Source organism: Pseudoalteromonas sp. 3D05 (genome assembly GCF_002723455.1).
In the GTDB taxonomy this organism is placed as follows: Bacteria; Pseudomonadota; Gammaproteobacteria; order Enterobacterales; family Alteromonadaceae; genus Pseudoalteromonas.
The window spans coordinates 161085-186558 of sequence record NZ_PDUS01000005.1 but is presented as its reverse complement, the minus strand read 5'-3'; the positions used below and the strand labels follow the sequence as shown (position 1 = coordinate 186558).

The window sequence follows — 25474 nt, the reverse complement described above, 5'->3', positions numbered from 1 at the left end:
GGGCCCCATTTTTTCTCGATTTTTTGCTCAGCTAGACAAATAGATTAATGGTTCAGCGCCCCACGTTGCCATTAACACAATGAGTAAAGTTACAAAAATAATAAATGCGAACCAAGGCGCTTTAACAACTTCAGCATCATCACTTGATTGTGTCTGTTCAGCTCGACCTGTGATCATTGCTTTAACCAGCTGCTTGCCTTTTATACGATAAATAATAATGGCCACAACGTGTAAAATAATCGCGTAAAACAGCAGATCAAAGTTATTATGATGAATCCAACCAGCCCACTCAACCACATTACTAGAGGCATATTGCACCAAAGGCCCATCAGTTAGAATGTCGTCCGTGGTCATCAAACCGCTAATTAGTTGTGTCAAAATTAAAATAAAAAATGCGATAACCATATAGCTACCAGCTGCTCCATGTCCTGGCTTAGTATCACCGATCTTGAATGACTTTATCGCAGCAATGGGTGAATGCAATAGAGCGCTCAACTTTGCAGTTTGGCTACCAACTACTCCCCAGACCAACCGAGTTAACAGCAAGGCTAATGTGAAGTACCCCGCGATAAAGTGCAATTCCATCATGCCCTCTTCAGCACTAAAATACAGCGTCGCAATCGCTACAACGAGCAACCAATGAAAACTGCGGATGAAGCCATCCCACACCTTAAGCTTCTCCATACTTACCTCTTTAAACATCAATTACTAAACTTTCGCTAAGTTACCATCTTTACTGTTCAGAGTTAATTGATCTATGGCAGACTACAAGTATTAATTGAATAACAAATATAATAACAATGAAACTAAACACAAAGCGCGCCTTACTAAAAGGTTTTTTAGACATGCTCCCACTATGTCTAGCGGTAATACCTTGGGGAATATTATGTGGGTCACTGGCAGTCCAAAATGGCTTTAGCGCGTTTGAAACTCAAGCTATGTCGCTATTAGTCTTTGCCGGATCGGCACAGCTTGTTGCTATTGAACTGATGGCAGGTAATACACCCTTACTGACGATTCTATTTACCACGTTTATCATTAGCTCTCGTCATTTTTTATATGGCTTGGCTGTGCGCCACAAAGTGATTGATCAACCGCTACGGTGGCGACTACCAGTGAGTTTTGTACTTACAGACGAATTGTTTGCTTTTTCTCACCACCGTAAGGCATATCGAACTCAAACACGTTTAATTTATGCCCTAAGTGCAGGGTTTAGTTTTTATATAGCATGGAACTTATGGACGCTTATTGGCATTGTGGCAGGCAGTTTATTACCAGATTTAACAAACTTAGGATTAGACTTTGCAATCGCGGCAACCTTTATTGCTTTAGTGATACCTGGCATTAAAAATCTTGCCACCTTATTTACAGTAATTACTGCAGGTATTATTGCGACCATTTTAAAAAGCTTACATTTTGAGTTATGGCTTGTGGCAGCGGCCTTAACGGCAATGTCCGTAGGTTACATTGTGAGTCGTTTACAGACAAAAAAGGAGCATAACCAATGATGACCACTATATTACTTATGGCCTGTATTACATTTTTTACTCGCTATCTATTTTTACACAGCGCTTTACCATTTAAGGTAGGCCCTAAAATGCAGCAGTTTCTCAGTTTTAGCGCTCCCGCTGTACTAACAGCGATTTGGGTGCCAATTGTGTTTGTGAATGATGAAGGGATTAATTTAGATTGGCAAAACCCATACCTCAGTGCAGCAATTGCAGCGATTATAGTGGCGTATAAAACACACAACATTTATTACACCACGGTGGTTGGTATGGGTTTATTTTTAATATTAAGCTAAGCGCGTGTTACACACTGGCTAATAAAATAGCACGGCTCTTATCTAATGTGACTTGCTCTCGTTCACCCAAAGCAGTCATACCATGGCGTTCAAGCTGAGTTACAATTTTATCTGCTACCTCTGCGCCTAAGCCATAATCACTTAAGCGTGTTGGCATATTAACACTATGGAAAAACGCCTCGGTTTTAGCAATTGCTTGATCTATTGCCTGCTCTTCATCACTAATATCTAGGCCTAAAACACGATCCGCATACTGTAAAATTTTACCGCGTTTCGTTTCTTTTTGTTCAGCCATCATTCGTGGTAAAACAATCGCAAGTGTTTGCGCATGGTCTAAGCCATATACTGCGGTCATTTCATGGCCCAGCATATGCGTTGCCCAATCTTGTGGTACACCAGCACCAATTAAACCATTAAGCGCCATCGTAGCTGACCACATAACATTTGCACGTACTTGGTAATTATCAGGATCACTAAATGCTTTAGGGCCTTCTTCAATCAGCGTCATTAAAATACCTTCAGCAAAACGGTCTTGTAACTTAGCACCCACATCATAGGTTAAGTATTGCTCCATAGCGTGCACAAATGCATCAACGATACCGTTAGCAACTTGGCGCTCTGGTAGTGAGTAAGTAACTACGGGATCCAGTACTGCGAATTTTGGCAACACTAATGGACTAGCAAATGGTAGCTTATCGTGACTTTCAAGATTCGAAACAACACTATTGCCATTTGATTCTGAACCGGTTGCCGGTAACGTTAACACTGCACCCAGAGCAATGGCTGATTTAATTATCCCCCCTTTAGCAAGAATATCCCACGGCTCACCATCATAATTTGCTGCTGCGGCTATAAATTTACTGCCATCAATGACTGAACCACCACCCACAGCGAGGATGAAGTCAATGTGTTTTTCCTTTACTACACTAACGGCTTTCATACATGTTTGATAACTTGGATTTGGCTCTATGCCTGCAAATTCAAACCAAGTATGTTCATTAAGTGCTTCAACAACCTGATCGTATACACCATTACTTTTAATACTCCCGCCACCATACGTCACTAAAACGTTAGCATCTGCTGGGATTTCATTTTTAATTTTCGCGATTTGTTGTTCACCAAAATGAATTTTGGTCGGGTTAGCAAAACTAAAATTTAACATGCTTGCTCCATTGCTTTGAAGAGGCTCAATTTAGATGAGCGAAATTATTTAACTCATTCATTGTAGGCATTTGAGTCTTAAATTAAAGACGGCAATCGGGCAATCACTTTTGCACAGCTGCAACAATTAATGCAATATACGTATATTACTTACCTTTTGAGATAAAATAATGTGGCAAGGTTTAGATGAGTTTTTACATGTAGTTGAGCATGGCAGCTTTACTAACGCAGCAAAGGCGATGGACGTTTCAACCTCACATATAAGTCGACAGGTTCAGCAATTAGAAAACCGCTTAGGCTCAGTATTATTTCAACGCACCACCCGCAAAATCAGCCTCACTGATGCAGGGAGAGAGTATGCAATAAAGCTCAAAGCAATCAAACAAGAGTTACTCGATGCCAACACCCAGCTGCAAGGGGAACAAAGGCAGCCTAAAGGCTTAATTCGTATTACTGGTGCCGGTGAGTTTGTTGCAAACAAAGTGGCACCCAAAATAGTTGAATTTGTAAAACGATACCCTGAGGTGGAAGTCGAAATGGACTTTAACAATCGCAATGTCGATTTAGTGGAAGAAGGGTTTGATTTAGCCATTCGCTTTGGCCGTATGCAAGACTCTAATTTAATTGCTCGCCCTCTGTGCCCACGAATAATGACCTTAGTAGCTAGCCCTGAATATCTAGCCGCCAATACATCACCACAGACCCCCTTACAACTGATTGATCACAATTGCCTGATTGCTATGAACAAACGTTGGCGATTTAGTTTTGACGGTGATATCAAAGAAGTAAAAGTCAATGGAAACTGGCGTAGCAATCACCCTCAAGCACTGCTCAATGCAACATTAGCTGGCTTGGGGATTGCACATTTAGCGAGCGATATTGTGCAGCCTTATGTGGCATCGGGTAAATTAGTTACATTGCTCAATGAGTTTCAAGTCACTGATAATGCCTCATGGTTAGTGTACCCCCGCAAAGATTTAATGCCTTACCGAGTCAGGCTTTTGATAGAGCATTTACTACAGAGCTTTAACAATGCTTAAATTTTATTCTTTAAGTCTTCAGCTACTCAGGATAGAATTTAGTCAACAATAATAATAAGCGTTCATTATGAAAGACTTTTACCAACTCAGCGCGACTAGCCTACAAGGGCAGCAAATTGAATTTAATGACTTCAAAGATAAAGTTGTACTTATCGTTAATACCGCAAGCCAATGTGGTTTTACCCCTCAATACGAAGGACTGCAAACCCTTCATGAAAAGTACCATTCAAAAGGTTTGGTTATTATAGGTTTTCCTTGCAATCAATTCGGTAAACAAGAACCCGGAGATGCAACACAAATAAAGCAAGGTTGCCTACTAAATTACGGTGTTGAGTTTCAAATCATGAGCAAAGTGGATGTAAATGGCGAGCATGCTCATCCTGTTTTTAGGCATTTAAAATCTGAATTGCCTGGATTTATAACGCGAAAGATAAAGTGGAACTTCACTAAGTTTTTAATCGGTAAAGATGGCGAGGCGATAAAGCGGTTTTCCCCCTTAACTAAGCCACAGTCAATTGAAAACAGCATAATTAAAGCGCTAGGTTTATAAAAAGCAATAAAGAGGCACAAGCCTCTTTATTTTAATTTAATCGCTTAGGTACTCATCAAAGTCTTCGTCACCTAAATTTTTACGTAAGCGTTTTTGCTCAAGGTAATCTTCCAACTTTTTCTTTACCTTTTGCTTTTTCTTGTCGTGTTGATTACGCCCAACCATTTCGTACTCATCTTCAACAAAATCGTCATCTAGCGCATCGTAACTAAATGTCTTGCCCACAACCCACTCCATAAAGTGTTTTAGACCAACACAGCGTGATTACTGTCATTGGCAGAATTAAAAATGTTCGATGTTATTTAGCTGTATAAAAAAACACCAAAGTAAAGCCATAGCCTCATCTTACAAAGGTGATATGTCAGTAATGTGAATAAATAGCGCTAAATTTGAATTCTGGAAAGTGAGAGTTTTTTATCGATACGATAAGTATTTTTTATACTTTTATAAATGTTGGTCAAAATAACCAAAATGTAGCTATTTATTTAAGGTTATTATTATCAACCCTCTACCATAAAAAACATAAACCCATGTTTAATAAAGAATAAAAAGTTGGCACCAAACTTGATAACTACTAATTACACAATCGTTAAAAACAACAGTTAACAGGATTACAAAAATGAAAAAGTTACTTTTAGTCGGTTCTTTATTTATTGCTACAGGCGCAATGGCACATGATGATCACGATACCAACATCTCATTTAGTGGTGATTCGTGTGAAGTCGAGTTTCAAAACGATGTAAGAATTTTACCAAGCGAACTTGAGATTTTTACCGCTGATAATCAAAAGATGGTCTTTACCAGAAATGCTGATTTAGTGATTAACGGACAAACAATGCAATTGAACAGCCAACAGCGTCAAGCTATTACTAATTACTCAGATAGCTTACGCAGCCAGCTACCAGAAGTCGCTAACATTGCGCTTGATGGTGTAAAAATCGCGGGGGTGGCTATTGAAGAAGTAGCCAATGCTTTTAACACCCAAGGTTTTGATAGCATTAATGATCTTATGGCTGACATTGAAGTTGAAGTTGAAGACACATTTTACCAGCAAGGCGCATTTGTAATGGGCCAACAAAGCTTTAACGAGTTTGGTGAAAACTTTGAACACCACTTTGATGAACAAATTGAAAGCGCTGTTGAATCAGCCATGATGCAATCAATGGGCAGTATTTTAATGGCTCTTGGTTCAGAACTAATGGGTTCTGGCGGCGATATGCAAGCATTTGAAGCACGTATGGAAAATATGGGCGCACAAATTGAAGAGCGCGTTCAGGCACAAGCTGATCAACTAGAAAAGCGTGCCGATGCATTGTGCGGAAATTTTTCAACTATTGCCGAGCAAGAGCAACAACTTGTAAAACTAGTCCCTGAGCTTAAAGATTACCAATTATTCACTTATAAAAAAAATAACTAACTGTTATTTAAAAATTTGATATCCCTTTAGCAGCAATTTGGCTTTACCTCATTGCTGCTTTTTTATTTCTTCGCTAAATGTAACAACTCACCGAGTTTCGCAATCGCGTTTTCAAAGCGCTCACTCCAAGGTAAACCATAGCTTAGTCGTATGCAGCTCCGATACTTATTTGTCGCTGAGAATATGTAACCAGGAGTAATACTGATCCCTTCATCTAATGCTAAATGAAACAATTTAACACTGTCGTAGTCTTTACCTAAATCAATCCAGATCACACACCCTCCTTGCGGATCACTAATTCTCACCGTGGTTGGTAACGACTGCTGCAAACACCAGATCATACGCTCTTTATTACTACGCAGCTTTTGCCTGAGCAGCTTTAAATTGCGCTCATACTCGCCACTGGCAACAAACTCATACAGCGTCCACTGATTGATCAATGAGGTGGAGCAACTAAATGCTCGCTTAAAACGGCGGGCTTTTGGCGCAAACTGGCCTGCAATGAGCCAACCAACTCGATAACTGGGTGCCGCGGTCTTCGAAAATGAAGCACACGTGATAACCAATCCTTTTTTGGAATATGCTTGTGCAGGTGTACCACGCTCAGCCCCAAAGTATAAGTCGCCATATACATCGTCTTCAATCAACACAACATTATTAGACTCTAATAGCTCTACCAATTGCTTACGTTTATGATTGGGCATAAAACTGCCAACAGGGTTATTAATCGAAGTTGAAAAAACACATGCTTTAATATCATGATCACTCAGCGCCTGAGTGAGATCATCAAGCCAGATCCCGTCATCTGGACATAAAGGGATCTCCAAGGCTTTTAAGCCCAAACTTTCGATCAACTCGATGATACCAAAATAACAAGGCGATTCGATCGCAATCACGTCTCCTGCTTTAGCAACACATTTAAGCGCGATCGTTAAGGCTTCTTGTGCACCATTGGTGATCACTAATTCTTGGTTATCTATGCCAATACCAAAATCTAAATAACGATGAATGAGTTGTTTTTTTAGCGGTGCGTAACCATCTATTGCGCCATAGTTAATTGCTCTACTGCCTGCCATAGACATAACTCGGCGCATTGTGCGTGATAGCATTTTATCTGTTGGTGCTGCTGCTACAGGGTTCGCAATACCAAAAGGCACCACATCCGCTTTGTGAATAGCATCATAGACTTGCTCAATCAATACCTGCATGTTTACCGACACCGGCTCTCGGCTTAATTTTATCCGCTTTGGTCTTGCCAGTTGCACAGCAGCTGCTTTTAAGAAATAACCCGACTTTTCACGTGCCTCAACCAAGCCTTGCGCTTCAAGCGTTTGATAAGCGAGCTTAACTGTTGGAATGCTTACAGTGAGTTTATCTGCCATTTTCCTCAACGAAGGTAACTTCTCACCAGGCAACAACGTACCTTGCTCACTTAACTCGCGTACTAACTGCATTACTTGTTGATATAAAAAGTCCTGATTACCTTTACTCACCACGAGTGACATAGCATTGATCCTGTTTAACCCTGGTAGACATAAAATCTGTATAGGTTACATTTATAGTTTTCTGTATATGTTAAGTATACACAACCACTCTAAAATACACACTTAATCTACACCCTCCATTAACCTTGGAACAATGCCATGAAAAGTATTGCGCTTTATCTTATTACTGTACTCATTTGGGGCTCAACATGGCTCGCTATTGAATTTCAATTAGGTGATGTCGCCGTTGAAGCATCGCTGTTTTATCGGTTTTCACTTGCCGCTATTATAATGTGGTGTTGGGTAAGCGTTAAAAAGTTACCCATGCAATACACCAAAAAGGATCATGTGTTCTTTGCCTTATTAGCCTTGTGTAACTTTGGTTTAAATTACCTAATGTTGTATTGGGCGCAAAATCACTTAACTTCAGCCATGGCTTCAATCGCCTTTTCATTACTGTTATTAATGAACATTATCAATACACGCTTATTTTTTGGCAAACCGATCGCTAAACGTATTTATTTCGGTGCCCTTTTAGGTGTAATAGGTATTGCTTGCTTATTCTGGCCACAGCTGCAGCAGTTCGACCTGAATAATGAGGTGTTGGTCGGTTTACTACTTGCCCTCACAGGTACCTTTGTGGCTTCATTGGGTAATATGGTGAGCGTGAGAAACTCCAAACAACACATTGGTGTAATGCAGGGCAATGCTTGGGGCATGTTGTACAGCGCTGTTGGCTTATTCGTTTACTTGCTTGTAAGTGATGCAAGTATGAGCTTTTCAGCACCAGCGAGTTACTGGTATTCATTAATCTATTTAGCCGTATTTGGCACTGTTATCGCATTTGCTTGCTACTTCGCACTACTTAAAAATATCGGTCCAGAGCGAGCAAGCTACGTTATTGTTTTGTTTCCATTGGTAGCAGTAACCTTGAGCACATTATTTGAAGGCTTTATGTGGCAGGCCAATACCTTTTTAGGGTTTAGTTTAGTATTGCTTGGCAACGCTATTGTACTGACGCCGACTAAAAAAATTAACGCTTTTTTTGCAGCAAGAGCTATGCAGCAAAAAAGCTCCATCCCCAGTTAGAATGCACAATAGTGCAACTAACGCCAAAGCGTCTACTTGTTAGGCGCTTTTTTTATTTTCTGAAGGCACACAAAACCGTAATGCCTGCGGGTGTACCGTAATCGTTGCAGGTGTTTCGCCTATTAGCTCTCCATCAGCTTCTATAGGTAACCCCTCACTTGTTATACACGCTTTATCCAAGCGCTGATAACTCAACCCTCGCATTGTATGATGACAGCCTAACAACAAGCGGATAAAACTATACAAGTTTGAAAACAATCCATGTGCAGGCATGGCATAGCATTCTAATTTTCCATCCGATAATTGAGCTTTTGGGGCGATGGCTAATCCACCACCAAAATAACGGTGATTCGCAAACACTGTAATCAAATTTTTGTGATCAATAATTTCATTACCAAAGCGTCCATTCAATCTAGCAGGTTTATATTTTAATAAATGTTGAAAGCCTGCGAGACTATAACCCAAAGACGATAAATTAGACTTCTCTTGTAACGCTTTAACAACATGCGCATCAAACCCAACACCGGCCACGTTAATAAAATAGCGGTTATTAATTTGCCCAATATCAATTGCCTGCTCTTGTTCAGCAAACACAGCTTGCTGCCACGCTTCTTTTGAACATGCAAAACCTCTTGCGAAATCATTTCCCGTACCTAAAGGTAATAACGCCAAAGAGCAACCCGTTTTAAGTAGTGCATTTACAGCAAGGTGAAGCGTACCATCTCCCCCTAATACAACAGCACGCACATGCGACTTAGCTAATTGCGCTATTTTTGCACAATCAACGTTAAAATCACCAGTAGTTGCAAATGTATCAACATAAATTTGCCGTTTTTCGCACTCTTCATACAACCAAGTAAACATTTTTTTGTGCTTTTTTTTCGTACTTGGCTTTATTATTATTAGCATTGATTAAACATCCATTAAGCTGCTAATAAAACAGCATCAAACAAAAAATAAATTAATCTGAATAATTAATCACTTTATTCAAAAGTAAATGCATATTAAAAACAAAAAATCCTTTAAACCATTGTAAAAAAGCAATTTACAGCATTAGTAAAATTCATAACCATGCAATGTACTACAAAATAAAAAACTTAACGCCAAATTAATAAACCCTAAATGCATTAGTTATTCTTATCCGGCCACCTTACTTTTTATCGTTTTATTTTTGTGCAATTAAACGTCAGAATAGCCACGTTTTCAAGACAGACATAACCCGGAGCAAAAGTAATGAACACAGTAAATACATTAAATCAAAATACAGCAGCCCATGTTGCCGTAAAACCAACCAATCGCAAAGCAAAAATACTTAAACGACTCAACCAGTACGGTAAAGCACTCGCGCTAGGCGGCGTAATACAATACAAATAATCACCCAACCATGATTATTTTAGCGGTGCAGCAAACACCCAACCACTAAACGAAGATACTTCTTTAGCTCCCTCGTTTGCTGCAACCACTTCTTAAAACAATTAAAAACCTCCTTTTTATAAAAAAACGCACCTTTTAGAACAAAAAACCAGCAAACGATCTTTTTCCTATTTACACACCCCAATCACCTGCGTATTATTCTTTCCCAACGGAGAGATGGCAGAGTGGTCGAATGCACCGGTCTTGAAAACCGGCAGGGGTTTATAGCCCCTCTAGGGTTCAAATCCCTATCTCTCCACCATTATTAGGTTTTGGTGGTTCACTCGATCATCAAAATGACAGTTCATGCGCCGGAGAGGTGGCCGAGTGGCCGAAGGCGCTCCCCTGCTAAGGGAGTATAGGGTTTGTAGCTCTATCGAGGGTTCGAATCCCTCCTTCTCCGCCATTTATTAAATTAAACCGCTTAATTGCGGTTTTTTTATGTCCGTAACCTTTACACCGATGAAGGAGGGTGAAAACCCTCGACCAGGTGAGAACAAACTTTGTCTGGAACAAAGTTAAACGCACGCAGTGCGGCCCGAAGGGCAAAATATAGGGATGTATTTTTTCAAATGTCAGGAACATTTTAGGCCGCTGCAAGCGTCGCGAAGCGATTGATTACATGGACGTAAACAAGCCCATCCCTACATTTGACACAAATATCAGTATGAAAAGCCTATCGTTTTATGTCCGTAACCTTTACACCAATGAAGGAGGGTAAGAATCTACGCAAAAATCGTGCTATTCGCGGTGTTCTTTTTTCTTCGGGTTTCGTAATACTCAACCCAAGCTACGGAGTGTATCGCAACATTTTATTTCAGCAGTCCAAACTAAATCCGTCCGCATCCAAGTGCGCAGGAAAGCTTTGTTTAAATTGCTTAAGTGGCTCTTTATCTAGTGTCGTAATCAAAACAGAACTTTCATTATCCTTCACTTGAGCCAATGCATCCCCTTTAAAGTCATACACTGCGGTACCCCCATTATGTGCCACACCATTACCATCATCACCGATACGGTTAACACCAATTACATAGCATTGATTTTCCATCGCTCGCGCCATTAATAAGGTATCCCACACTTTGCGTCTTGCTGCTGGCCAATTAGCCACATTTATCATCATGTCATAATCATTGCGGCTACGCTGAAATACCGGAAAACGTAGGTCGTAACACACCTGCGGTAAAATTCTGAAGCCATTGAGCGTAAACACTTCGCGCCGCGCGCCCGCTTTAACAAACTCACCTTCTTTACCTAAACAAAATAAGTGGCGCTTGTCGTAATATTTCACCTCTCCATTAGGCCAAGCCCAATAAAATCGATTAGCTTTTTTATCGCCTTGTTGCACGAGCACTGAGCCTGCTATCACGGCATTGGTTGATTTGGCCGTCGCAACCATCCAATCAAGTACTTTACCATTGCCTGACTCCGCACAATCTAAATTAATTGCAAAGCCAGTAGCAAAGGTTTCAGGTAATAAAATTAGATCGACAGCATTATCAATATCAACAATCTTCTCATCAAATGCAGCCAAATTAGCCGCTTTATCCAGCCAGATTAATGATGTTTGAATAGAAGCGATGGTTAGAGTTGACATAAAATCTCCGCTGCTTGGATCAGTGTGGCTTCATTTTTAGCAAAGCATAAACGTATGACCTTATCATTGCTGTGCTTTTCATAAAATACACTAAGCGGGATGGCGGCAACCCCCGCCTGCTCTGCCAACCAATGACAAAACTCGACATCATTGAGCTCTGATACATCACTGTAATCGAGTAATAAAAAGTAGGTACCTTCACTAGGTAACACAGTAAAGCGGCTTTCTTTTAGTGCGTTGCTAAGCACATCGCGCTTTTGTTGGTAAAACTCACTGAGCTCATCAACATGCTCACCTTGCTGCTCTAACATATCAGCCAACGCATGTTGCGCTGGAGTAAAACTTGAAAAAGTAACGTATTGATGAATTTTTCGAAACTCCACCGCAAGCTCAGCTGGAGCTATGCAATACCCCATTTTCCACCCTGTGCTATGAAAGGTCTTGCCAAAGCTTGAAATCACAAAGCTTTTGGTAAATAACGCATCATCACGCAGCACACTTAAATGTGGTTGTTGATCAAATGTAATGTGCTCGTACACTTCATCACTTATTACGTACAAATCATGTTGCGCGACTAAACTTCTTAGTTTATCTATATCAGCTTGCTTAAGCGTTTTACCACTTGGGTTATGGGGTGTATTTATAATAATTGCGCGGGTGTTAGCTGTTATTGCCTTTGTTACCACTGACCAGTCAATTGCGTAATCAGGCGCATGCAATGCAACATGTACAGAGCGCCCTCCAGCCAGCTCTATAGCTGGTTGATACGAATCATAAGCAGGGTCAAATACAATTACTTCATCGCCTTTACGCACAATTGCTTGAATTGCCACAAACAGCGCTTCGGTAGCACCAGACGTCACAGTAACTTGCTCGTTGGCATTAATATTAGCGTTGTATTTGCGCTTTATTAATTTAGCAATTTGCTGCTGAAGACGTGGTACTCCGCTTGATGGCGAGTATTGATTAACTCCTTCAAGTACATAATGATTTAGCTGTTTTTTTAGGAGCTCTGGCGCATCAAACTCAGGGAACCCTTGAGATAAATTTATCGCCGAAAACTGATTTGCAAGCGCGCTCATTTGACTAAAAATACTGGTGCCTAAATTTGGCAATTTACTTTCAAACACTGGTTACCCTTAATGATGGTTTTGCACCCAAAGCGATGCTATCATTGCAAATGACAGAAGTATAGCCGTCTAAACAACTTTGGTAGCTCGAGGAATATATGCATAACAATACCGCTATTTCAGAACTTATAGAAGCAGGAAAGTGGATCAGCCAGCAAGGCTGGGTACCCGCAACCGGTGGGAACTTTTCAGCGCGTACCAGTACAGGTTTTGTTGTCACTGCCAGCGGCTTCGATAAAGGTAAGCTAGGGACTCACACCTTTATTGAGCTTGATCATCAAGGTAATAGGCAAGCAGGAGGCTCTAAACCTTCAGCTGAAACCGAGTTACATTTAAGCATGTATAAGTTAATTCCTAGCGCGAATTTTGTATTGCATACTCACTCTGTCGCGGCGACGGTTTTATCTCGTATTATTAAAGGCCACAGCTTAAATTTACAAGGTTACGAGATGCAAAAATCGCTAAGTGGAGTTAGCTCACATTTAGAGGTTTTGAGTATTCCTATTTTTGATAACGATCAAAATATTGACCGTTTAAGTATATTAGTCAGTGATCATAATCTGCATACCCCTATTGAGCACGGTGTACTTATTCGAGGCCACGGCCTGTATGTAGTTGGCCGTGATGTTCGCGAGGTACGCCGCCAATTAGAAGGCTTAGAGTTCTTATTTAGCTGCGAATTAGAACGCTTAAAATTAGAAGGTCTTCACACAGAGGTCGTATTATGATTAAAGCAATATTAACTGATATTGAAGGCACCATCACCCGTATTTCATTTGTCAAAGAGGTGCTGTTCCCTTATGCCGCAGCGCAATTGCCAACATTTGTAACAGCCAACCAGCAACATGCAATAGTCGCTGAACAAATTGATGCAGTTAAAGTACTGATTGAAAAACCAAATGCTGATATAGACACCGTAGTTAATACATTGCTCGAATGGATAGCTGCCGATAAAAAAATTACCCCTCTTAAACAACTACAAGGCCTCATTTGGCAAACTGGCTACGAAAATGGCGATTTTACTGGCCATTTATACCCTGATGCCTACCAGTTTTTACAAGTTCAACACCAAGCTGGGCAGCAGTTGTATGTCTACTCATCGGGCTCAGTAAAAGCCCAGCAGTTAATTTTTCAATACTCCGATTTTGGTGATATTCGCCCACTGTTTACCGATTATTTTGATACTAACGTAGGCGCTAAACAAGAAGCCGTCGCTTATGAAAATATCATTTCGCAGCTACCGTTTTCCGCCAGTGAAGTGCTGTTCTTAAGTGATGTAGTCGCGGAGCTGGATGCCGCCAAAAGTGCAGGTTTAAAAACTTTACATTTAATCCGTGATAATCAAGAGAGTTCTGCTGAGCATCACTACATAAACGACTTTAGCCAATTTACCTCGGAGCATTTAGCATGAGTCAACTTACTATATTTGCCGATTGTAATGGTTCCAATGCATTACTAACTACTGATAAAGCTTCTGAAATGGCAACAGAGCTTGCAAAAGTGAATGTGCGGTTTGAACAGTGGCAAGCAAACGCAACCATTACCGAGACAACCACTCACGATGAGATTATTAACGCCTACAACAGCGATATAGAGCGCTTAAAACAACAAGGCGGTTATAAAACGGTTGATGTAATTTCGTTAGCAAAAGGTAACCCCGCAGCTGAAGAGCTGCGTGCTAAGTTTTTATTCGAACACACTCACAGTGAAGATGAAGTGCGTTTTTTTGTTAAGGGCCAAGGCCTGTTTTGCCTACATATTAACTATAAAGTGTATCAAGTACTTTGCCAGCAAGGTGACTTAATCTCTGTTCCAGAGCTTACTCCACATTGGTTTGATATGGGTAGCAACCCAGAGTTTACCGCAATTCGTTTATTCAGTAATACTGACGGTTGGGTCGCACAAAGTACTGAGTCTGAGATTGCTAAGCAATTCCCACTTTTAGATTAATGCACCGCTTAATAAAGGAATTTCAATGGAAAAGCTATTTTCATACGGCACACTGCAATTAGAGCAGGTACAGCTTGATACCTTTGGCCGCTTACTTAAAGGCGAACCGGCAACGCTTACTGGGTATATTGTCGGTGAAGTGGAAATTACTGATGCAGCCGTGCTTAAAAGCAGTGGCCAACGGTATCACCCGGCATTAATAAAAACAGGGCAAACAACCGACAGCGTCACGGGCACCATTTTTAGCATTAGCGAGCAAGAACTCGCCAGTGCAGATAGCTACGAAGTAGACGACTACATCCGTGTAGAGGAGCGGTTTAGTAACAGCAACAATGCTTGGGTATATGTGGCGAAAAGTTAAGATTTTTTAAAGTAAGGTGACTTGGGGAACTTATCTCTGTACTATATTTTTAGAATATCTTTTGTTGCTCTTGGGTTCTTATAATGGTTAACGAACAATATCAAAAGTCTAAACAGCAACTAGCTTTTTCACGTAAGCAAGTTGAAAAGGCTGGGCGTATTTTTCGAAAAAAAGAAGGCGATTTTGAGTTTGCTACAGAGGTAATTCAAAACTACCGCGCGGCTCACTTGTACCCACTCACTATCATCAAAAATCTTGTATGGAAGCATGTTAAAAAGTTAAACCTACTTGAATCTGCTACGATAGTAAGGCGACTAAAACGTCTACCTACCATTATTGACAAGTTACAACGTGATACATTGGATGGTAACAGTAATAATGCCATCAACCTCAAACGTATGCATGATATAGGAGGTTGTAGAGTCATTTTAGATAATTTAGATGACCTGAATGAACTCAATAATAGCTTAGATTCAAGCAGAACTGTCCACAGTGTAAAATCGTATAACTATATAGAACACCCTAAAACAACTGGCTATAGAGGTATTCATAGGGTTTATAAAAGTTACAACAATTTAGAATCACACGATTACAAAGGCTTTCAAATTGAAGTTCAGCTACGTACCCGACTACAGCATTTATGGGCAACTACCGTTGAAATAGTCGATATTATTGAAAAAGAAACGTTAAAGACAAACCCAAAGATGGCTGATACAGATTGGAAGCGCCTCTTTTTTATTATGGGTGAGTTTCTAGCTTTAAAAGATGGAGCTCTTCAGTTAACTCCACAGCAAACTCAAGCATATACAGATGAACTTGCCGCATTAAACAAAAAGCTTACTGCTTTTCATAAGCTGGATGCATTTAATCGTGCTTTTCAACTAGACGAAATTAAGAACAAATCCAAAAATACCGGATTTGCCTTGCTAGTACATAATACAGAAACCCAAGAAGGTCGAGTATTTCTTTACGCCCCAAATAAAAAGCAAAAAGCACTCACTCATTATGCAGAACAAGAAAAGCAAACTCAAAATAACGTACTCTTAGTTGCTGGTAGTGACTTAAAATCGATTGAAAAGGCATATCCCAATTACCTAAATGACACCTCGGAGTTTCTTTCTGAGTTTAGCCGTATTTTATTAGCTTAACTCTTTTAGCTTTTCTGCTTCTATTTCCCGTTGGCTATACACACCAGTATCTAACACCCAGCCAGTTATCAGCTTAGCAGGGGTTACATCAAATGCTGGGTTATACACCTGGGCATTACTCGGCGCCCAAAGTGCTTCGCCAAAACTACCACTGACGCCTCGCACCTCTGCGCTACTGCGTTGCTCTATTTCGATATCTGCGCCGCAAGCTGTATTTACATCGAGCGTAGTGAGCGGCGCTACGACATAAAATTCAATATTATGAAAGTGTGCTAAAACCGCTAAATTATACGTGCCTACTTTATTGGCAAAATCACCATTGGCAGCAATGCGGTCAGCACCAACAAATATTTTATCAACCTTGCCTGCAGCCATTAAACTTGCAGCCATATTGTCACAAATAAGCGTATACGGTACCTGCCAACGCTCTAGTTCAAAAGCGGTTAGTCGCCCGCCTTGTAGTAATGGCCGTGTTTCATCAACCCAAACATGAATATTGCCATGTTGCTGCTGCGCTTTATAAATAACACCTAGAGCGGTGCCAATTCCTGCGGTAGCAAGTGCGCCGGTATTACAATGAGTAAGAATATTATCACCACTTTGCACCAGCGCAGCGCCATGATTTGCCATGCTTTCGCATAAAGCGATATCTTCATTAAATAAATTGACCGCGCTGCTTACAATCGCTGTAACAAAGTCACTTTGCTGTAAAGCGATACGTAACTTTGCCATGCAATGCATAAGGTTAACCGCTGTTGGCCGGGTAGCTTCCAGCTCATCAATCGAAGCTGCCAATGTATCTTTTGTAGCACCCTGCTCAGCTAAATGCGCAATCAGTAAGCTTGCACCTATACCAATCAGCGGCGCCCCACGTATTTTTAAGCTTAAGATTAAATCTCGCATAGTCGCTACATCACTGCACACATGCCACGTTTGCTGATGCGGCAATAGGTACTGATCTAACACGCTTAATGTATTATTTTGATATTTTAAGCTACTCGCTATGAGGTCTTGCATCATTAATCCTAATAAGATTTTCGCTGTTATTTATTCTACAGCAGTTTTTAAATCGCACAACCAAGAAGTATAGACATCTAAACGTTTGAGGGTATAGAATGCTGCAACTACTTAGTTTATGAGATTCTTTTTATGGCCGACTATTTTGCTTTTAATGCACAACACGCTGTTGATTATATTAAACACCTTATTAAAAATGATGGTCTGAAATGTTTTCAAAAAGAGGCCGATCTCACAGCCTATGAGTTTGGTGATGGTAATTTAAATCTCGTATTTAGAGTGAGCGATGAAAATAATAACAGTATTATCTTAAAACAGGCGCTACCGTATGCTCGCTGTGTTGGAGAGTCATGGCCGCTTACATTAGACCGCGCCCGTATTGAGGCTGAAGTACTCATTAACCACGGTGCTATTTGCTCAGAACATACTGCACAAGTAGTGCATTACAACCCTAAATTAGCCCTTACGGTGCTTGAAGATTTAGGTCACCTACAAATTTTGCGTGGCGCGCAAATTAACGCTGAGCAGTTTCCTTTACTTGCTGAGCATGTTGCACATTACCTAAGTCATACTAGTTTTTATAATTCAGATTTTTATCTGGCCGCACAAGATAAAAAAGCGAAAGTCAGTCAGTTTAGTAACCCAGAGTTGTGCCAAATCACCGAAGATTTATTTTTTAGTGACCCCTATGTTATGCATGAGCGTAATAATTTCCCTGCAGAACTTAGCGATCATGTTGCCAGCATTCGCAATAACTCAGCACTTAAATTAGCCGCTGCAAAGTTAAAAGCCAAGTTTTTAGCATGCCCACAGACACTGTTACATGGTGACATGCACAGCGGCAGCATTTTTGTTGATCAACAAACAACAAAGATAATCGACCCTGAGTTTGGCTTTTTTGGCCCCGTCGGCTTTGATATCGGCTCGTTTATGGGTAACATCTTATTAAATTATTGTGCGCAGAATGCGCGTATCGCTGAACTGGCTAAGCGCCGTCAATATCAAACTCACTTACTTACTTGCCTACAAGATTGTTACACTCTATTTGAGCAAAAATGGATTAATCTCATTGCTCAGTATAGTCATGATACAAGTTTGGCTAACCCTGAATTTGCACGCTATTACCTACAACAAGTACTACAAGATGCTGTCGGATACTGTGGCGCAGAGCTTATTCGCCGCACAATAGGCTTGGCCCATGTTGCAGACATTGATGGAATTAAAGACGAGAAAGCACGCTTAGCAGTGCAGCAGCAAACTCTCATTCTTGGTGAACAACTAATGGTAAATGCTCAAAGTTGTAACGATAAAGATGACTTCTTTGCTTTGTTAATCAGTTTATTAAATTAAAATTGTAGGGTCAGTAGCATTGCACTACTAACCCTGCAACATGCGTTATGCGTCAGATTTAGCCAGTTCAGATTGAATGTATAAGCGAACTTGCTCTTCTAATACAGAAAGTGGTACCGAACCATGGCGCAAAATTTGATTGTGAAACTCACGAATATCAAAGTTTTGACCTAACGCCTGCTCAGCTTCTTTACGCAAGCGCTTAATCGTCAGCTCACCAATTTTGTATGACAGTGCTTGGGCTGGCCATGAAATATAACGGTCAGTCTCTGTTTTAACATTGTGTAATGAGAGCGCGGTGTTTTCACTCATAAAGTTCATTGCACGCTCACGACTCCAGCCATACATGTGCATGCCCGTATCAACCACTAAACGTGCGGCACGCCACATTTCATAGGTTAGGCGACCAAAATTACTGTATGGGTCTTGATAAAAACCTGCTTCAAGGCCCAAGTATTCTGAATACAATCCCCAGCCTTCACCAAATGCTGATAAATATGCATCACGACGGTAACTTGGTAAATATTCTAACTCAGCGTTTAAAGCAATTTGTAAGTGATGACCTGGCACGGCTTCATGCAATGTTAGTGCTTCTAATACATACAAAGGACGCTTATCAAGTGCGTAAGTATTTACCCAATAGTAGCCAGCCTGATCATCTCGGCGTGACCCTGAATAGCGACCCGTTGTGTACTTAGGTGCAATACTCGCAGGCACCGGGGCAACGCCATATGGCAAACGTGGTAAGGTATGAAATAATTTTGGTAATTGCGCATCCATTTTTTTTGCAATGAAAGAGGCTTCCTTCAACAGCTCTTCTGGCGTAGTTGCATAAAACTGAGGATCTGTACGTAAAAAGTGCACAAATTCAGCAAATGTACCTTCAAAACCCACTTGCTTAATAACTTCATCCATCTCAGCACGAATACGCGCAACTTCTTTTAAGCCCAGTTCATGAATTTCTTTTGGCGTCATATCAGTCGTTGTGTAGTACTTTGCACGGTTAGCATAAAACGCTTCGCCATTAGGTGTAGACGAAATACCAATGTCATTGCGTGCACCCGGTTGATACTCTTTATTAAAGAAAGTCAGGTAATCTTTATAGGCACCAATCACTTGCTCTTTGATTACTTTTTTAGCTTGCTGCTGCAGCGCGCTAAACTCATCATTAGGTAGCCCTGCGGTGTTAGTTAAAAATGGCTTATAAAACTCTGATTGCGTTACGTCATCCACAATATAGGCCGTGATTGAGTCTTGATAACCCAGTAATACCGCTTTAGGCTGAGTTAGCCCAACCTCTAAGCCTTTACGCATCCAACCAATATTTTGCGCAAAAAAGCGAGGAACTTGCTGCAAACGTTCTAAATATAGTTCGAAGTCTGCCAGAGTCTTAAAATCAGATTGCGACACCATAAATGATAGGCTCGAATGAAAACCATATTCCGAGGTAAGCGGCATATAATGGCTATTAAATACGTATTCATCCACACTATTTTGTACTTGCGCACGTATGATAGTTAAGTTTATACGGTTTTCTTCACTTAGCTTGTTTACATCAATCGCACCTAACTGTGCCAAAAGTGCAGTATTTTTTTGATATTTAGCCTCTAAAAATTCAGCACTTAAATTATTTAGTAAGTAACCATCAACCCCCTCGGGACTACTAAATGGACTAATACTCTGGCGATAATCAACGATTGATTGCGCCACAGTAGTAAACTGCTGATCGCTATCTACCGTGGTAGTTTGGCAGGCGCTAAGCGAGCAGATAAATGCAATGCTCAATAATGAGTGGCGCAATACGCCGCGTGGTTTTTTATTAGTATTCATTTTCATATTAAAGTTCTGCAATCATTACGTGGTGTTTAAATTACCTTAAGCTAGGAGTTTTACCAAAATAAATGCGACCAAAGTCGACGCTCAAATATTAACCACGCCATGTCTAGTACTTAATCAGTAGTTAATTATTGATGATAAAACAGGCGATAGTGCAAAAAAAATCGATGTATCTGTGCCAAAAATCACATTTTTACTTTTAAAAAGGCGCGATACAGATTAATGTAGTGAGAATGTCGTATGCTAGGAAAGCACTGATGCCTTATGGAGCGAGGAAGTTAATTTAGCTATTTTGCGTATTTAGTTGGTATAAATAAATGATGTTCCATGACTCCATGGCTATTGCTCAAGAAAAAATGACAAAAGTATGTATCTTTTTAGAGCATCACGCATTACCACCGTCGCCGCTAAATTATAACGTTGTCTATACCTACATCAGCCAAGCTAATACAGAATTAAATGCAACCATTGATCGTGCTTTAGCCCTTGGCCAAACAATTGATTGTGTTTACATTGAACAATTGTACTTTGATTATATGGATAAAGCTCACCAAGCAGAGACATCCATGGTGCGAAATGTTGATGGAATAATAAGCTCGTTATCACGCAGCGCAAACTCAACAGAAAAAGATATTATGCGCTTTGCCAATCAGGTTAGTGATTGTGTTCACTCCTTAGATGAAAAAAACATTCAGCAAAGCCGCAATGCATTAAATACACTAAGCAAACAGACAGCTCACTTACTTACTCAGCACCAACAGTTTAAACAAGAACTTATTAAAGCTAAAAGACTTCAAGAAAAGACTCAGCAGCAACTTGTGCAACTGCGTACAAAACACATTACCGACCAGCAAACTGGCTTATATAAGCGTCACTACCTTAATCAACAAACTCAATTATGGTTAGATCAGCAAAAATCGGTGTGTGCTATTGCAATTCAAATAGATAATTTAGACCACTTTATTGATAATTATGGTGACGTGATAGGCGAAGTCATTTTAAACAAAGTGGCCAAGCAAATTCAAAAGTATGTATTTGAAAGTGGCTTACCAGGACGTACAGGAAAAGCTGAATTTACCGTTTTGTTAGCTGACATAGACCCTGAAACTGCTAACGTCATCGCAGAAAAGGTCCGTAACGGCGTTGAAAAACTGCGATTTGTAAGCTCTAAAAGCGGAATTAAATTACCCACAATAGACCTATCTTTAGGCATCGCAGAGCACAGTGACGAAAAAGACTTTAATAAACTTGCCCGTAAAGCATCTAATGCAGCTCATAAGGCGCGTTCATTGGGGCAAAGCAGCTTTATCGCAGGTCAATGATCTGCACCTTGATCCACAAGCATTTTTTCCATAATCAAATTGCACCTCAGGGTCACTATCAAGTACACTAGTCTCTATAATCAAGAAAGAGATTTATCATGAACGAGAATCAACAAAAGACGACGCATTTTGGCTATCAAACAGTAGCTGAAACCGACAAAGCCTCGATGGTTGCCGACGTATTTCACTCTGTTGCAGCTAAATACGATGTGATGAATGACTTAATGTCTTTTGGTATTCACCGTTTATGGAAGCGACAAACTATCGCTAGTTCAGGTGTTCGTAAAGGCCACCACGTGCTTGATTTAGCAGGTGGGACTGGCGACTTAACCGCTAAGTTTAGTCAACTAGTAGGTGAAACAGGCCAAGTAGTACTTGGTGACATAAACTCTTCTATGCTCAAAGTTGGCCGTGAAAAGCTGCATAACTTAGGCCTCGTAGGTAATATCGATTACGTGCAAATGAACGCTGAAGCATTACCGTTCCCAGATAACAGCTTCGATTTGATCACCATCGCATTTGGCCTTCGTAATGTTACCGATAAAGATAAAGCATTGCGCTCAATGTACCGCATTTTAAAACCAGGTGGCCGTTTACTGGTGTTAGAATTTTCAAAGCCAGAGCATGAAGCGCTCAGTAAAGCCTATGACTTTTATTCATTTAACCTACTGCCAACAATGGGCAAATTAGTCGCAAATGATAGTGAGTCATATAAATATTTGGCTGAGTCTATTCGTATGCACCCTGACCAAGACACGCTAAAAGCAATGATGAATGATGCCGGCTTTGAACAAACCACTTATCAGAATTTAACTGGCGGCATTGTTGCTCTACATCGTGGTTTTAAATATTAAAATATAAATCGGCCAAAACCGAATTAAGGTGTTGTTATGTTTACTAACTTTTTAGTTGCAATAGTAGAACGTATTTTAAATACCAGCTTAAAACTAGACAGCACCTTAATAGATAAGCTTGCGCCGATTGCGCATAAGCAGTTGTTAATTGAAATACGCGATTGGCAACAACGATTTTTATTGGTTTTTTCAGGCCAACAACTGCATCTATACAGCACCGTCGAAAATCAATATGACTGCATGATTAGTGGTGACATTGACACACTAATGACATTGCAAAACCCCGCAATGCTGACTCAACTCATTCGCCAAGATAAGTTGGATCTGCAAGGCGATTTAAATATTGCACAAGGCTTTAGTAATGCCTTTGCAGCGATGGACGTAGATTGGCCGAAGCATTTTTCACGCTATTTAGGCGACGCCCCTGCCCAGCAATTATGGCTATCATTAAAAAGCGCGCAGCAAAAAGGTCAAGCTGCTGATGAAAAGCTCGCCACAACACTCAGTCAGTTATGTCAAGACGAGCTAAAAGTAACCATTCATCCTATTGAGCTTGAACAGTTCAAACAGCATACGCGCCAGTTAAAAGGGAGTGTTGCTCAACTAGAACAACGCATTAACCGATTACTTCAAAACCACTCAATTCAGTAAGGATTCTTTGTGTCTGCAGCTCGGCTTTATTACATTACCAAAACCCTGCTTAATTATGGTTTAGATGAGTTAATCCCACCCCAAAAAATTCCTTGGTATGGCAAAATAGGACGCGCTTGTTTGTTTTGGCTAAAAAACAAACACAAAGAAAAACCTGCGGGATTGCGCCTGCGCTTAGCGTTACAGCAGCTCGGCCCTGTTTGGATTAAATTTGGCCAAATGCTCTCAACGCGACGTGATTTACTGCCTCATGATATCGCCTTAGAGCTAGCCTTGTTGCAAGATAAAGTGTTACCTTTTGAAGGCGAACTCGCACAACAACTTATCGAAAGTGCACTGGAAATAGACGATATCAGTGAGTGCTTTAGCGATTTTGAGCAAACCCCTCTTGCCTCCGCATCTATCGCACAAGTACATACTGCTACGCTAATTGATGAAAATAACCAACCACAAGACGTCGTTATTAAGGTTATTCGCCCAGATATCAAAGTACAAATTGATGCCGATCTAGCCTTAATGGAAAAGTTTGCTAAGGTGGTAGCAAAGCTGGTAAATGAAGCAAAGCGTCTACGCCCTGTAGAAGTGGTCAAAGAGTATAAAAAAACATTACTTGATGAACTCGATTTAATGCGTGAAGGCGCCAACGCAATTCAGCTTAGACGCAATTTTGAAGACTCTGATTCACTTTATATCCCATACGTTTATAGCGACTATAGCCGGGCAAATATTTTAGTTATGGAACGCATATACGGTATTGCAGTCTCCGACACTGAATCGTTATTAGCTCAAAACACTAACATGAAACTGCTTGCTGAACGCGGGGTTGAGGTGTTTTTCACACAAGTGTTCCGCGACAGCTTTTTTCACGCGGATATGCACCCAGGTAATATATTTGTCTCTTATGATACGCCTGAAAACCCTAAGTTTATTGGTATAGATTGCGGTATTGTTGGCACACTAAATAAAGAAGATAAACGTTATTTAGCAGAAAACTTTATTGCCTTTTTTAACCGTGACTACCGCCAAGTTGCGCAACTACATGTTGATTCTGGTTGGGTACCTAAAGATACGAGTGTTGAAGAATTTGAGTTTGCTATTCGCACTGTCTGTGAGCCTATATTTAATAAACCCCTTGCTGAAATTTCATTTGGTCACGTTTTAGTCAATCTGTTTAACACCGCTCGTCGCTTTAATATGCAGGTTCAACCCCAATTAGTTCTACTACAAAAAACCTTACTGTATGTTGAAGGCTTGGGGCGCCAACTTTATCCACAATTAGATTTGTGGAAAACAGCGAAACCCTTTTTAGAAGATTGGGTTAAGCAGCAAGTGGGCCCGCTTTCAGTACTTAAGCAAATGTATGCAAATCTTCCCTTTTGGGCAGAAAAAATGCCTGAGCTGCCAGATTTGATTTATCACAATTTAAAGCAGCAGCATAAAGCATCTTCTCCGCCAGCAGCACCAGTGTCACACAAGCCACTTATTATGAGTGTATTTGCAGGAGCTGTAATGGTGGTATCGGGTTTGTGTTATTTGCAAAACGATTTAATTGCGAGCAGTATTGCAGCAAGCTGCTCATTAATTGGTTTTGTTTTAGCGTGGCGAAGCGCATAAATTAAGTGCTATTTACATATTGCTGAGTATAATCAGCGTTAACACGACAATAAATTTTGGAGTAAGTCATGGGTTTTGGTGGTATCAGTATTTGGCAATTGTTAATTGTTTTAGCAATCATAGTATTACTTTTCGGCACTAAAAAGTTGCGTGGTATTGGTGGTGATTTAGGAAACGCTGTTAAAGGCTTCAAAAAAGCAGTCTCTGAAGAAGAACAAACAAAAACGACTGATAATATAGAGCAAGCTAATCATTCTGTGCAAAACAAAGACACGGCTGAAAAAAGCAAAGAAGACCATAAGGCTTAAACTAAATGGGCATGTGGGAACTTGTTATAGTTTTAATCGTTGGCCTTGTGGTTCTTGGGCCAGAGCGGCTTCCAGTCGCTATTAGAACGGTAAGTCGATGGATTAAAACTATAAAATCTTTGGCCAACTCGGTCAAAGCAGAAGTAAATGAAGAACTTCGTGTACATGAATTACACCAAAACTTAAAAAAAGCAGAGCAGCAAAGCATGCAAGACTTAAGTCCTGCGTTAAAAGATTCAGTTGATGAGTTACAAAAAGCTGCTGACTCTGTTACCCACAGTTATAAAAAAACATCTTCTGAGCAAACAGATAAAGTGAATATTGATGAACAAAAATGAAATCTTTTTTGCGATCTGTGGTCAATTAATAGGTAACAAGTAA

General features: G+C 40.4%; 28 protein-coding genes and 2 tRNA genes. 21 read left to right on the top strand and 9 right to left on the bottom strand.

Annotated elements, in window-relative coordinates:
- Positions 1-27: 27 nt before the first annotated feature.
- Positions 28-684, bottom strand: coding sequence for a cytochrome b/b6 domain-containing protein (locus CSC79_RS07500; RefSeq protein ID WP_099295216.1), 657 nt, complete (start codon positions 682-684; stop codon positions 28-30).
- Between the two features lie 116 nt (positions 685-800).
- On the opposite strand from CSC79_RS07500, the gene CSC79_RS07495 reads away from it, so the two are divergent.
- Entirely contained in the window at positions 801-1508 is a 708-nt protein-coding gene (locus CSC79_RS07495; protein ID WP_099295215.1) for an AzlC family ABC transporter permease, read from the top strand.
- Positions 1505-1804 (top strand): AzlD domain-containing protein, encoded by a 300-nt coding sequence (locus CSC79_RS07490; RefSeq protein ID WP_099295214.1) that lies wholly within the window; start codon positions 1505-1507, stop codon positions 1802-1804. Before CSC79_RS07495 ends, CSC79_RS07490 begins: the two co-directional genes overlap by 4 nt.
- Before the next feature lie 7 nt (positions 1805-1811).
- Here CSC79_RS07490 and CSC79_RS07485 read toward each other — a convergent pair whose 3' ends face one another.
- Positions 1812-2966, bottom strand: coding sequence for an iron-containing alcohol dehydrogenase (locus CSC79_RS07485; RefSeq protein WP_099295213.1), 1155 nt, complete (start codon positions 2964-2966; stop codon positions 1812-1814).
- A 169-nt stretch (positions 2967-3135) separates the two neighbouring features.
- On the opposite strand from CSC79_RS07485, the gene CSC79_RS07480 reads away from it, so the two are divergent.
- Positions 3136-4005 (top strand): LysR family transcriptional regulator, encoded by an 870-nt coding sequence (locus CSC79_RS07480; protein WP_099295212.1) that lies wholly within the window; start codon positions 3136-3138, stop codon positions 4003-4005.
- A gap of 67 nt (positions 4006-4072) precedes the next feature.
- Complete coding sequence (locus CSC79_RS07475) at positions 4073-4555, top strand: glutathione peroxidase (RefSeq protein ID WP_099295211.1); 483 nt, start codon at positions 4073-4075, stop codon at positions 4553-4555.
- Positions 4556-4591: 36 nt separating this feature from the next.
- Here CSC79_RS07475 and CSC79_RS07470 read toward each other — a convergent pair whose 3' ends face one another.
- Positions 4592-4780 carry a hypothetical protein gene (locus CSC79_RS07470; RefSeq protein ID WP_099295210.1) on the bottom strand — a complete coding sequence of 63 codons (189 nt, stop codon included), beginning with the start codon at positions 4778-4780 and terminating at the stop codon, positions 4592-4594.
- A gap of 394 nt (positions 4781-5174) precedes the next feature.
- Between CSC79_RS07470 and CSC79_RS07465 the strand changes: the two genes are divergently transcribed.
- Complete coding sequence (locus CSC79_RS07465; protein WP_099295209.1) at positions 5175-5972, top strand: YggN family protein; 798 nt, start codon at positions 5175-5177, stop codon at positions 5970-5972.
- A gap of 62 nt (positions 5973-6034) precedes the next feature.
- Here CSC79_RS07465 and CSC79_RS07460 read toward each other — a convergent pair whose 3' ends face one another.
- Positions 6035-7477, bottom strand: a complete 1443-nt coding sequence (locus tag CSC79_RS07460) for a PLP-dependent aminotransferase family protein (protein ID WP_099295208.1) — start codon at positions 7475-7477, stop codon at positions 6035-6037.
- Positions 7478-7615: 138 nt separating this feature from the next.
- On the opposite strand from CSC79_RS07460, the gene CSC79_RS07455 reads away from it, so the two are divergent.
- Complete coding sequence (locus tag CSC79_RS07455; RefSeq protein ID WP_099295207.1) at positions 7616-8545, top strand: DMT family transporter; 930 nt, start codon at positions 7616-7618, stop codon at positions 8543-8545.
- A 39-nt stretch (positions 8546-8584) separates the two neighbouring features.
- On the opposite strand, the gene CSC79_RS07450 is transcribed toward CSC79_RS07455, so the two are convergent.
- The gene (locus tag CSC79_RS07450) at positions 8585-9454 is read right to left on the bottom strand and encodes a YegS/Rv2252/BmrU family lipid kinase (protein WP_099295206.1); all 870 of its coding nucleotides are present in this window, start codon (positions 9452-9454) and stop codon (positions 8585-8587) included.
- A gap of 324 nt (positions 9455-9778) precedes the next feature.
- On the opposite strand from CSC79_RS07450, the gene CSC79_RS20075 reads away from it, so the two are divergent.
- The 3 genes from CSC79_RS20075 (at position 9779) to CSC79_RS07440 (ending at position 10364) form a co-directional block, all read left to right on the top strand.
- Positions 9779-9919: a hypothetical protein gene (locus CSC79_RS20075; RefSeq protein WP_167850806.1), complete on the top strand. Its 141-nt coding sequence runs from the start codon at positions 9779-9781 to the stop codon at positions 9917-9919.
- Between the two features lie 210 nt (positions 9920-10129).
- A tRNA-Ser gene (locus CSC79_RS07445) sits at positions 10130-10220 on the top strand.
- A gap of 51 nt (positions 10221-10271) precedes the next feature.
- Positions 10272-10364 (top strand) — tRNA-Ser (locus CSC79_RS07440).
- A gap of 411 nt (positions 10365-10775) precedes the next feature.
- Here the strand turns inward: CSC79_RS07440 and CSC79_RS07435 are convergent.
- Both CSC79_RS07435 and CSC79_RS07430 read right to left on the bottom strand, forming a co-directional pair.
- A complete protein-coding gene (locus CSC79_RS07435; RefSeq protein WP_099295205.1) occupies positions 10776-11552 on the bottom strand; it encodes an amidohydrolase in 777 nt (258 codons plus the stop codon).
- Complete coding sequence (locus CSC79_RS07430; protein WP_099295204.1) at positions 11540-12682, bottom strand: methionine aminotransferase; 1143 nt, start codon at positions 12680-12682, stop codon at positions 11540-11542. Before CSC79_RS07430 ends, CSC79_RS07435 begins: the two co-directional genes overlap by 13 nt.
- 98 nt (positions 12683-12780) lie before the next feature.
- Here CSC79_RS07430 and CSC79_RS07425 point away from each other — a divergent pair, with 98 nt between their 5' ends.
- From CSC79_RS07425 to CSC79_RS07405, 5 genes are all read left to right on the top strand, one after another.
- Positions 12781-13410, top strand: coding sequence for a methylthioribulose 1-phosphate dehydratase (locus CSC79_RS07425; protein WP_099295203.1), 630 nt, complete (start codon positions 12781-12783; stop codon positions 13408-13410).
- Entirely contained in the window at positions 13407-14093 is a 687-nt protein-coding gene (gene mtnC / locus CSC79_RS07420; protein WP_099295202.1) for an acireductone synthase, read from the top strand. The genes CSC79_RS07425 and mtnC overlap by 4 nt, the downstream gene beginning before the upstream one ends.
- Entirely contained in the window at positions 14090-14632 is a 543-nt protein-coding gene (locus CSC79_RS07415; RefSeq protein ID WP_099295201.1) for an acireductone dioxygenase, read from the top strand. The genes mtnC and CSC79_RS07415 overlap by 4 nt, the downstream gene beginning before the upstream one ends.
- Before the next feature lie 25 nt (positions 14633-14657).
- Positions 14658-14993, top strand: coding sequence for a gamma-glutamylcyclotransferase family protein (locus CSC79_RS07410; RefSeq protein ID WP_099295200.1), 336 nt, complete (start codon positions 14658-14660; stop codon positions 14991-14993).
- A gap of 83 nt (positions 14994-15076) precedes the next feature.
- On the top strand, positions 15077-16141 hold the full coding sequence (locus CSC79_RS07405; protein WP_099295199.1) for a RelA/SpoT domain-containing protein: 1065 nt from the start codon (positions 15077-15079) through the stop codon (positions 16139-16141).
- Here the strand turns inward: CSC79_RS07405 and mtnA are convergent.
- The gene (gene mtnA, locus CSC79_RS07400) at positions 16133-17158 is read right to left on the bottom strand and encodes an S-methyl-5-thioribose-1-phosphate isomerase (RefSeq protein ID WP_099295198.1); all 1026 of its coding nucleotides are present in this window, start codon (positions 17156-17158) and stop codon (positions 16133-16135) included. The genes CSC79_RS07405 and mtnA overlap by 9 nt on opposite strands.
- Positions 17159-17290: 132 nt before the next feature.
- On the opposite strand from mtnA, the gene mtnK reads away from it, so the two are divergent.
- The gene (gene mtnK / locus CSC79_RS07395) at positions 17291-18508 is read left to right on the top strand and encodes an S-methyl-5-thioribose kinase (protein ID WP_099295197.1); all 1218 of its coding nucleotides are present in this window, start codon (positions 17291-17293) and stop codon (positions 18506-18508) included.
- 45 nt (positions 18509-18553) lie between these two features.
- Here the strand turns inward: mtnK and CSC79_RS07390 are convergent, their stop codons facing one another.
- On the bottom strand, positions 18554-20344 hold the full coding sequence (locus CSC79_RS07390; RefSeq protein ID WP_099295196.1) for a DUF885 domain-containing protein: 1791 nt from the start codon (positions 20342-20344) through the stop codon (positions 18554-18556).
- A gap of 335 nt (positions 20345-20679) precedes the next feature.
- Here CSC79_RS07390 and CSC79_RS07385 point away from each other — a divergent pair, with 335 nt between their 5' ends.
- The 6 genes from CSC79_RS07385 (at position 20680) to tatB (ending at position 25431) form a co-directional block, all read left to right on the top strand.
- A complete protein-coding gene (locus CSC79_RS07385; RefSeq protein WP_099295195.1) occupies positions 20680-21666 on the top strand; it encodes a GGDEF domain-containing protein in 987 nt (328 codons plus the stop codon).
- Positions 21667-21764: 98 nt separating this feature from the next.
- Positions 21765-22520, top strand: a complete 756-nt coding sequence (gene ubiE / locus CSC79_RS07380; protein ID WP_099295194.1) for a bifunctional demethylmenaquinone methyltransferase/2-methoxy-6-polyprenyl-1,4-benzoquinol methylase UbiE — start codon at positions 21765-21767, stop codon at positions 22518-22520.
- 36 nt (positions 22521-22556) lie between these two features.
- On the top strand, positions 22557-23171 hold the full coding sequence (locus CSC79_RS07375) for an SCP2 sterol-binding domain-containing protein (protein WP_099295193.1): 615 nt from the start codon (positions 22557-22559) through the stop codon (positions 23169-23171).
- A gap of 9 nt (positions 23172-23180) precedes the next feature.
- Entirely contained in the window at positions 23181-24785 is a 1605-nt protein-coding gene (ubiB, locus tag CSC79_RS07370) for a ubiquinone biosynthesis regulatory protein kinase UbiB (RefSeq protein WP_099295192.1), read from the top strand.
- Between the two features lie 68 nt (positions 24786-24853).
- Entirely contained in the window at positions 24854-25093 is a 240-nt protein-coding gene (gene tatA, locus CSC79_RS07365; RefSeq protein WP_099295191.1) for a Sec-independent protein translocase subunit TatA, read from the top strand.
- A gap of 11 nt (positions 25094-25104) precedes the next feature.
- The gene (tatB, locus tag CSC79_RS07360) at positions 25105-25431 is read left to right on the top strand and encodes a Sec-independent protein translocase protein TatB (RefSeq protein WP_237113984.1); all 327 of its coding nucleotides are present in this window, start codon (positions 25105-25107) and stop codon (positions 25429-25431) included.
- Positions 25432-25474 lie beyond the last annotated feature (43 nt).

Coding starts and splice junctions, on each gene's coding strand:
- CSC79_RS20075 (WP_167850806.1), top strand. CDS start 9,779: ATGAACACAGTAAATACATTAAATCAAAATACAGCAGCCCATGTTGCC.
- CSC79_RS07375 (WP_099295193.1), top strand. CDS start 22,557: ATGTTTACTAACTTTTTAGTTGCAATAGTAGAACGTATTTTAAATACC.
- CSC79_RS07465 (WP_099295209.1), top strand. CDS start 5,175: ATGAAAAAGTTACTTTTAGTCGGTTCTTTATTTATTGCTACAGGCGCA.
- CSC79_RS07405 (WP_099295199.1), top strand. CDS start 15,077: ATGGTTAACGAACAATATCAAAAGTCTAAACAGCAACTAGCTTTTTCA.
- CSC79_RS07390 (WP_099295196.1), bottom strand. CDS start 20,344: ATGAAAATGAATACTAATAAAAAACCACGCGGCGTATTGCGCCACTCA.
- CSC79_RS07475 (WP_099295211.1), top strand. CDS start 4,073: ATGAAAGACTTTTACCAACTCAGCGCGACTAGCCTACAAGGGCAGCAA.
- CSC79_RS07415 (WP_099295201.1), top strand. CDS start 14,090: ATGAGTCAACTTACTATATTTGCCGATTGTAATGGTTCCAATGCATTA.
- CSC79_RS07460 (WP_099295208.1), bottom strand. CDS start 7,477: ATGTCACTCGTGGTGAGTAAAGGTAATCAGGACTTTTTATATCAACAA.
- tatA (WP_099295191.1), top strand. CDS start 24,854: ATGGGTTTTGGTGGTATCAGTATTTGGCAATTGTTAATTGTTTTAGCA.
- CSC79_RS07485 (WP_099295213.1), bottom strand. CDS start 2,966: ATGTTAAATTTTAGTTTTGCTAACCCGACCAAAATTCATTTTGGTGAA.
- CSC79_RS07425 (WP_099295203.1), top strand. CDS start 12,781: ATGCATAACAATACCGCTATTTCAGAACTTATAGAAGCAGGAAAGTGG.
- CSC79_RS07480 (WP_099295212.1), top strand. CDS start 3,136: ATGTGGCAAGGTTTAGATGAGTTTTTACATGTAGTTGAGCATGGCAGC.
- CSC79_RS07500 (WP_099295216.1), bottom strand. CDS start 684: ATGGAGAAGCTTAAGGTGTGGGATGGCTTCATCCGCAGTTTTCATTGG.
- CSC79_RS07490 (WP_099295214.1), top strand. CDS start 1,505: ATGATGACCACTATATTACTTATGGCCTGTATTACATTTTTTACTCGC.
- CSC79_RS07450 (WP_099295206.1), bottom strand. CDS start 9,454: ATGCTAATAATAATAAAGCCAAGTACGAAAAAAAAGCACAAAAAAATG.
- CSC79_RS07385 (WP_099295195.1), top strand. CDS start 20,680: ATGGCTATTGCTCAAGAAAAAATGACAAAAGTATGTATCTTTTTAGAG.
- mtnC (WP_099295202.1), top strand. CDS start 13,407: ATGATTAAAGCAATATTAACTGATATTGAAGGCACCATCACCCGTATT.
- mtnK (WP_099295197.1), top strand. CDS start 17,291: ATGGCCGACTATTTTGCTTTTAATGCACAACACGCTGTTGATTATATT.
- CSC79_RS07455 (WP_099295207.1), top strand. CDS start 7,616: ATGAAAAGTATTGCGCTTTATCTTATTACTGTACTCATTTGGGGCTCA.
- ubiE (WP_099295194.1), top strand. CDS start 21,765: ATGAACGAGAATCAACAAAAGACGACGCATTTTGGCTATCAAACAGTA.
- mtnA (WP_099295198.1), bottom strand. CDS start 17,158: ATGCAAGACCTCATAGCGAGTAGCTTAAAATATCAAAATAATACATTA.
- CSC79_RS07495 (WP_099295215.1), top strand. CDS start 801: ATGAAACTAAACACAAAGCGCGCCTTACTAAAAGGTTTTTTAGACATG.
- CSC79_RS07435 (WP_099295205.1), bottom strand. CDS start 11,552: ATGTCAACTCTAACCATCGCTTCTATTCAAACATCATTAATCTGGCTG.
- CSC79_RS07410 (WP_099295200.1), top strand. CDS start 14,658: ATGGAAAAGCTATTTTCATACGGCACACTGCAATTAGAGCAGGTACAG.
- tatB (WP_237113984.1), top strand. CDS start 25,105: ATGTGGGAACTTGTTATAGTTTTAATCGTTGGCCTTGTGGTTCTTGGG.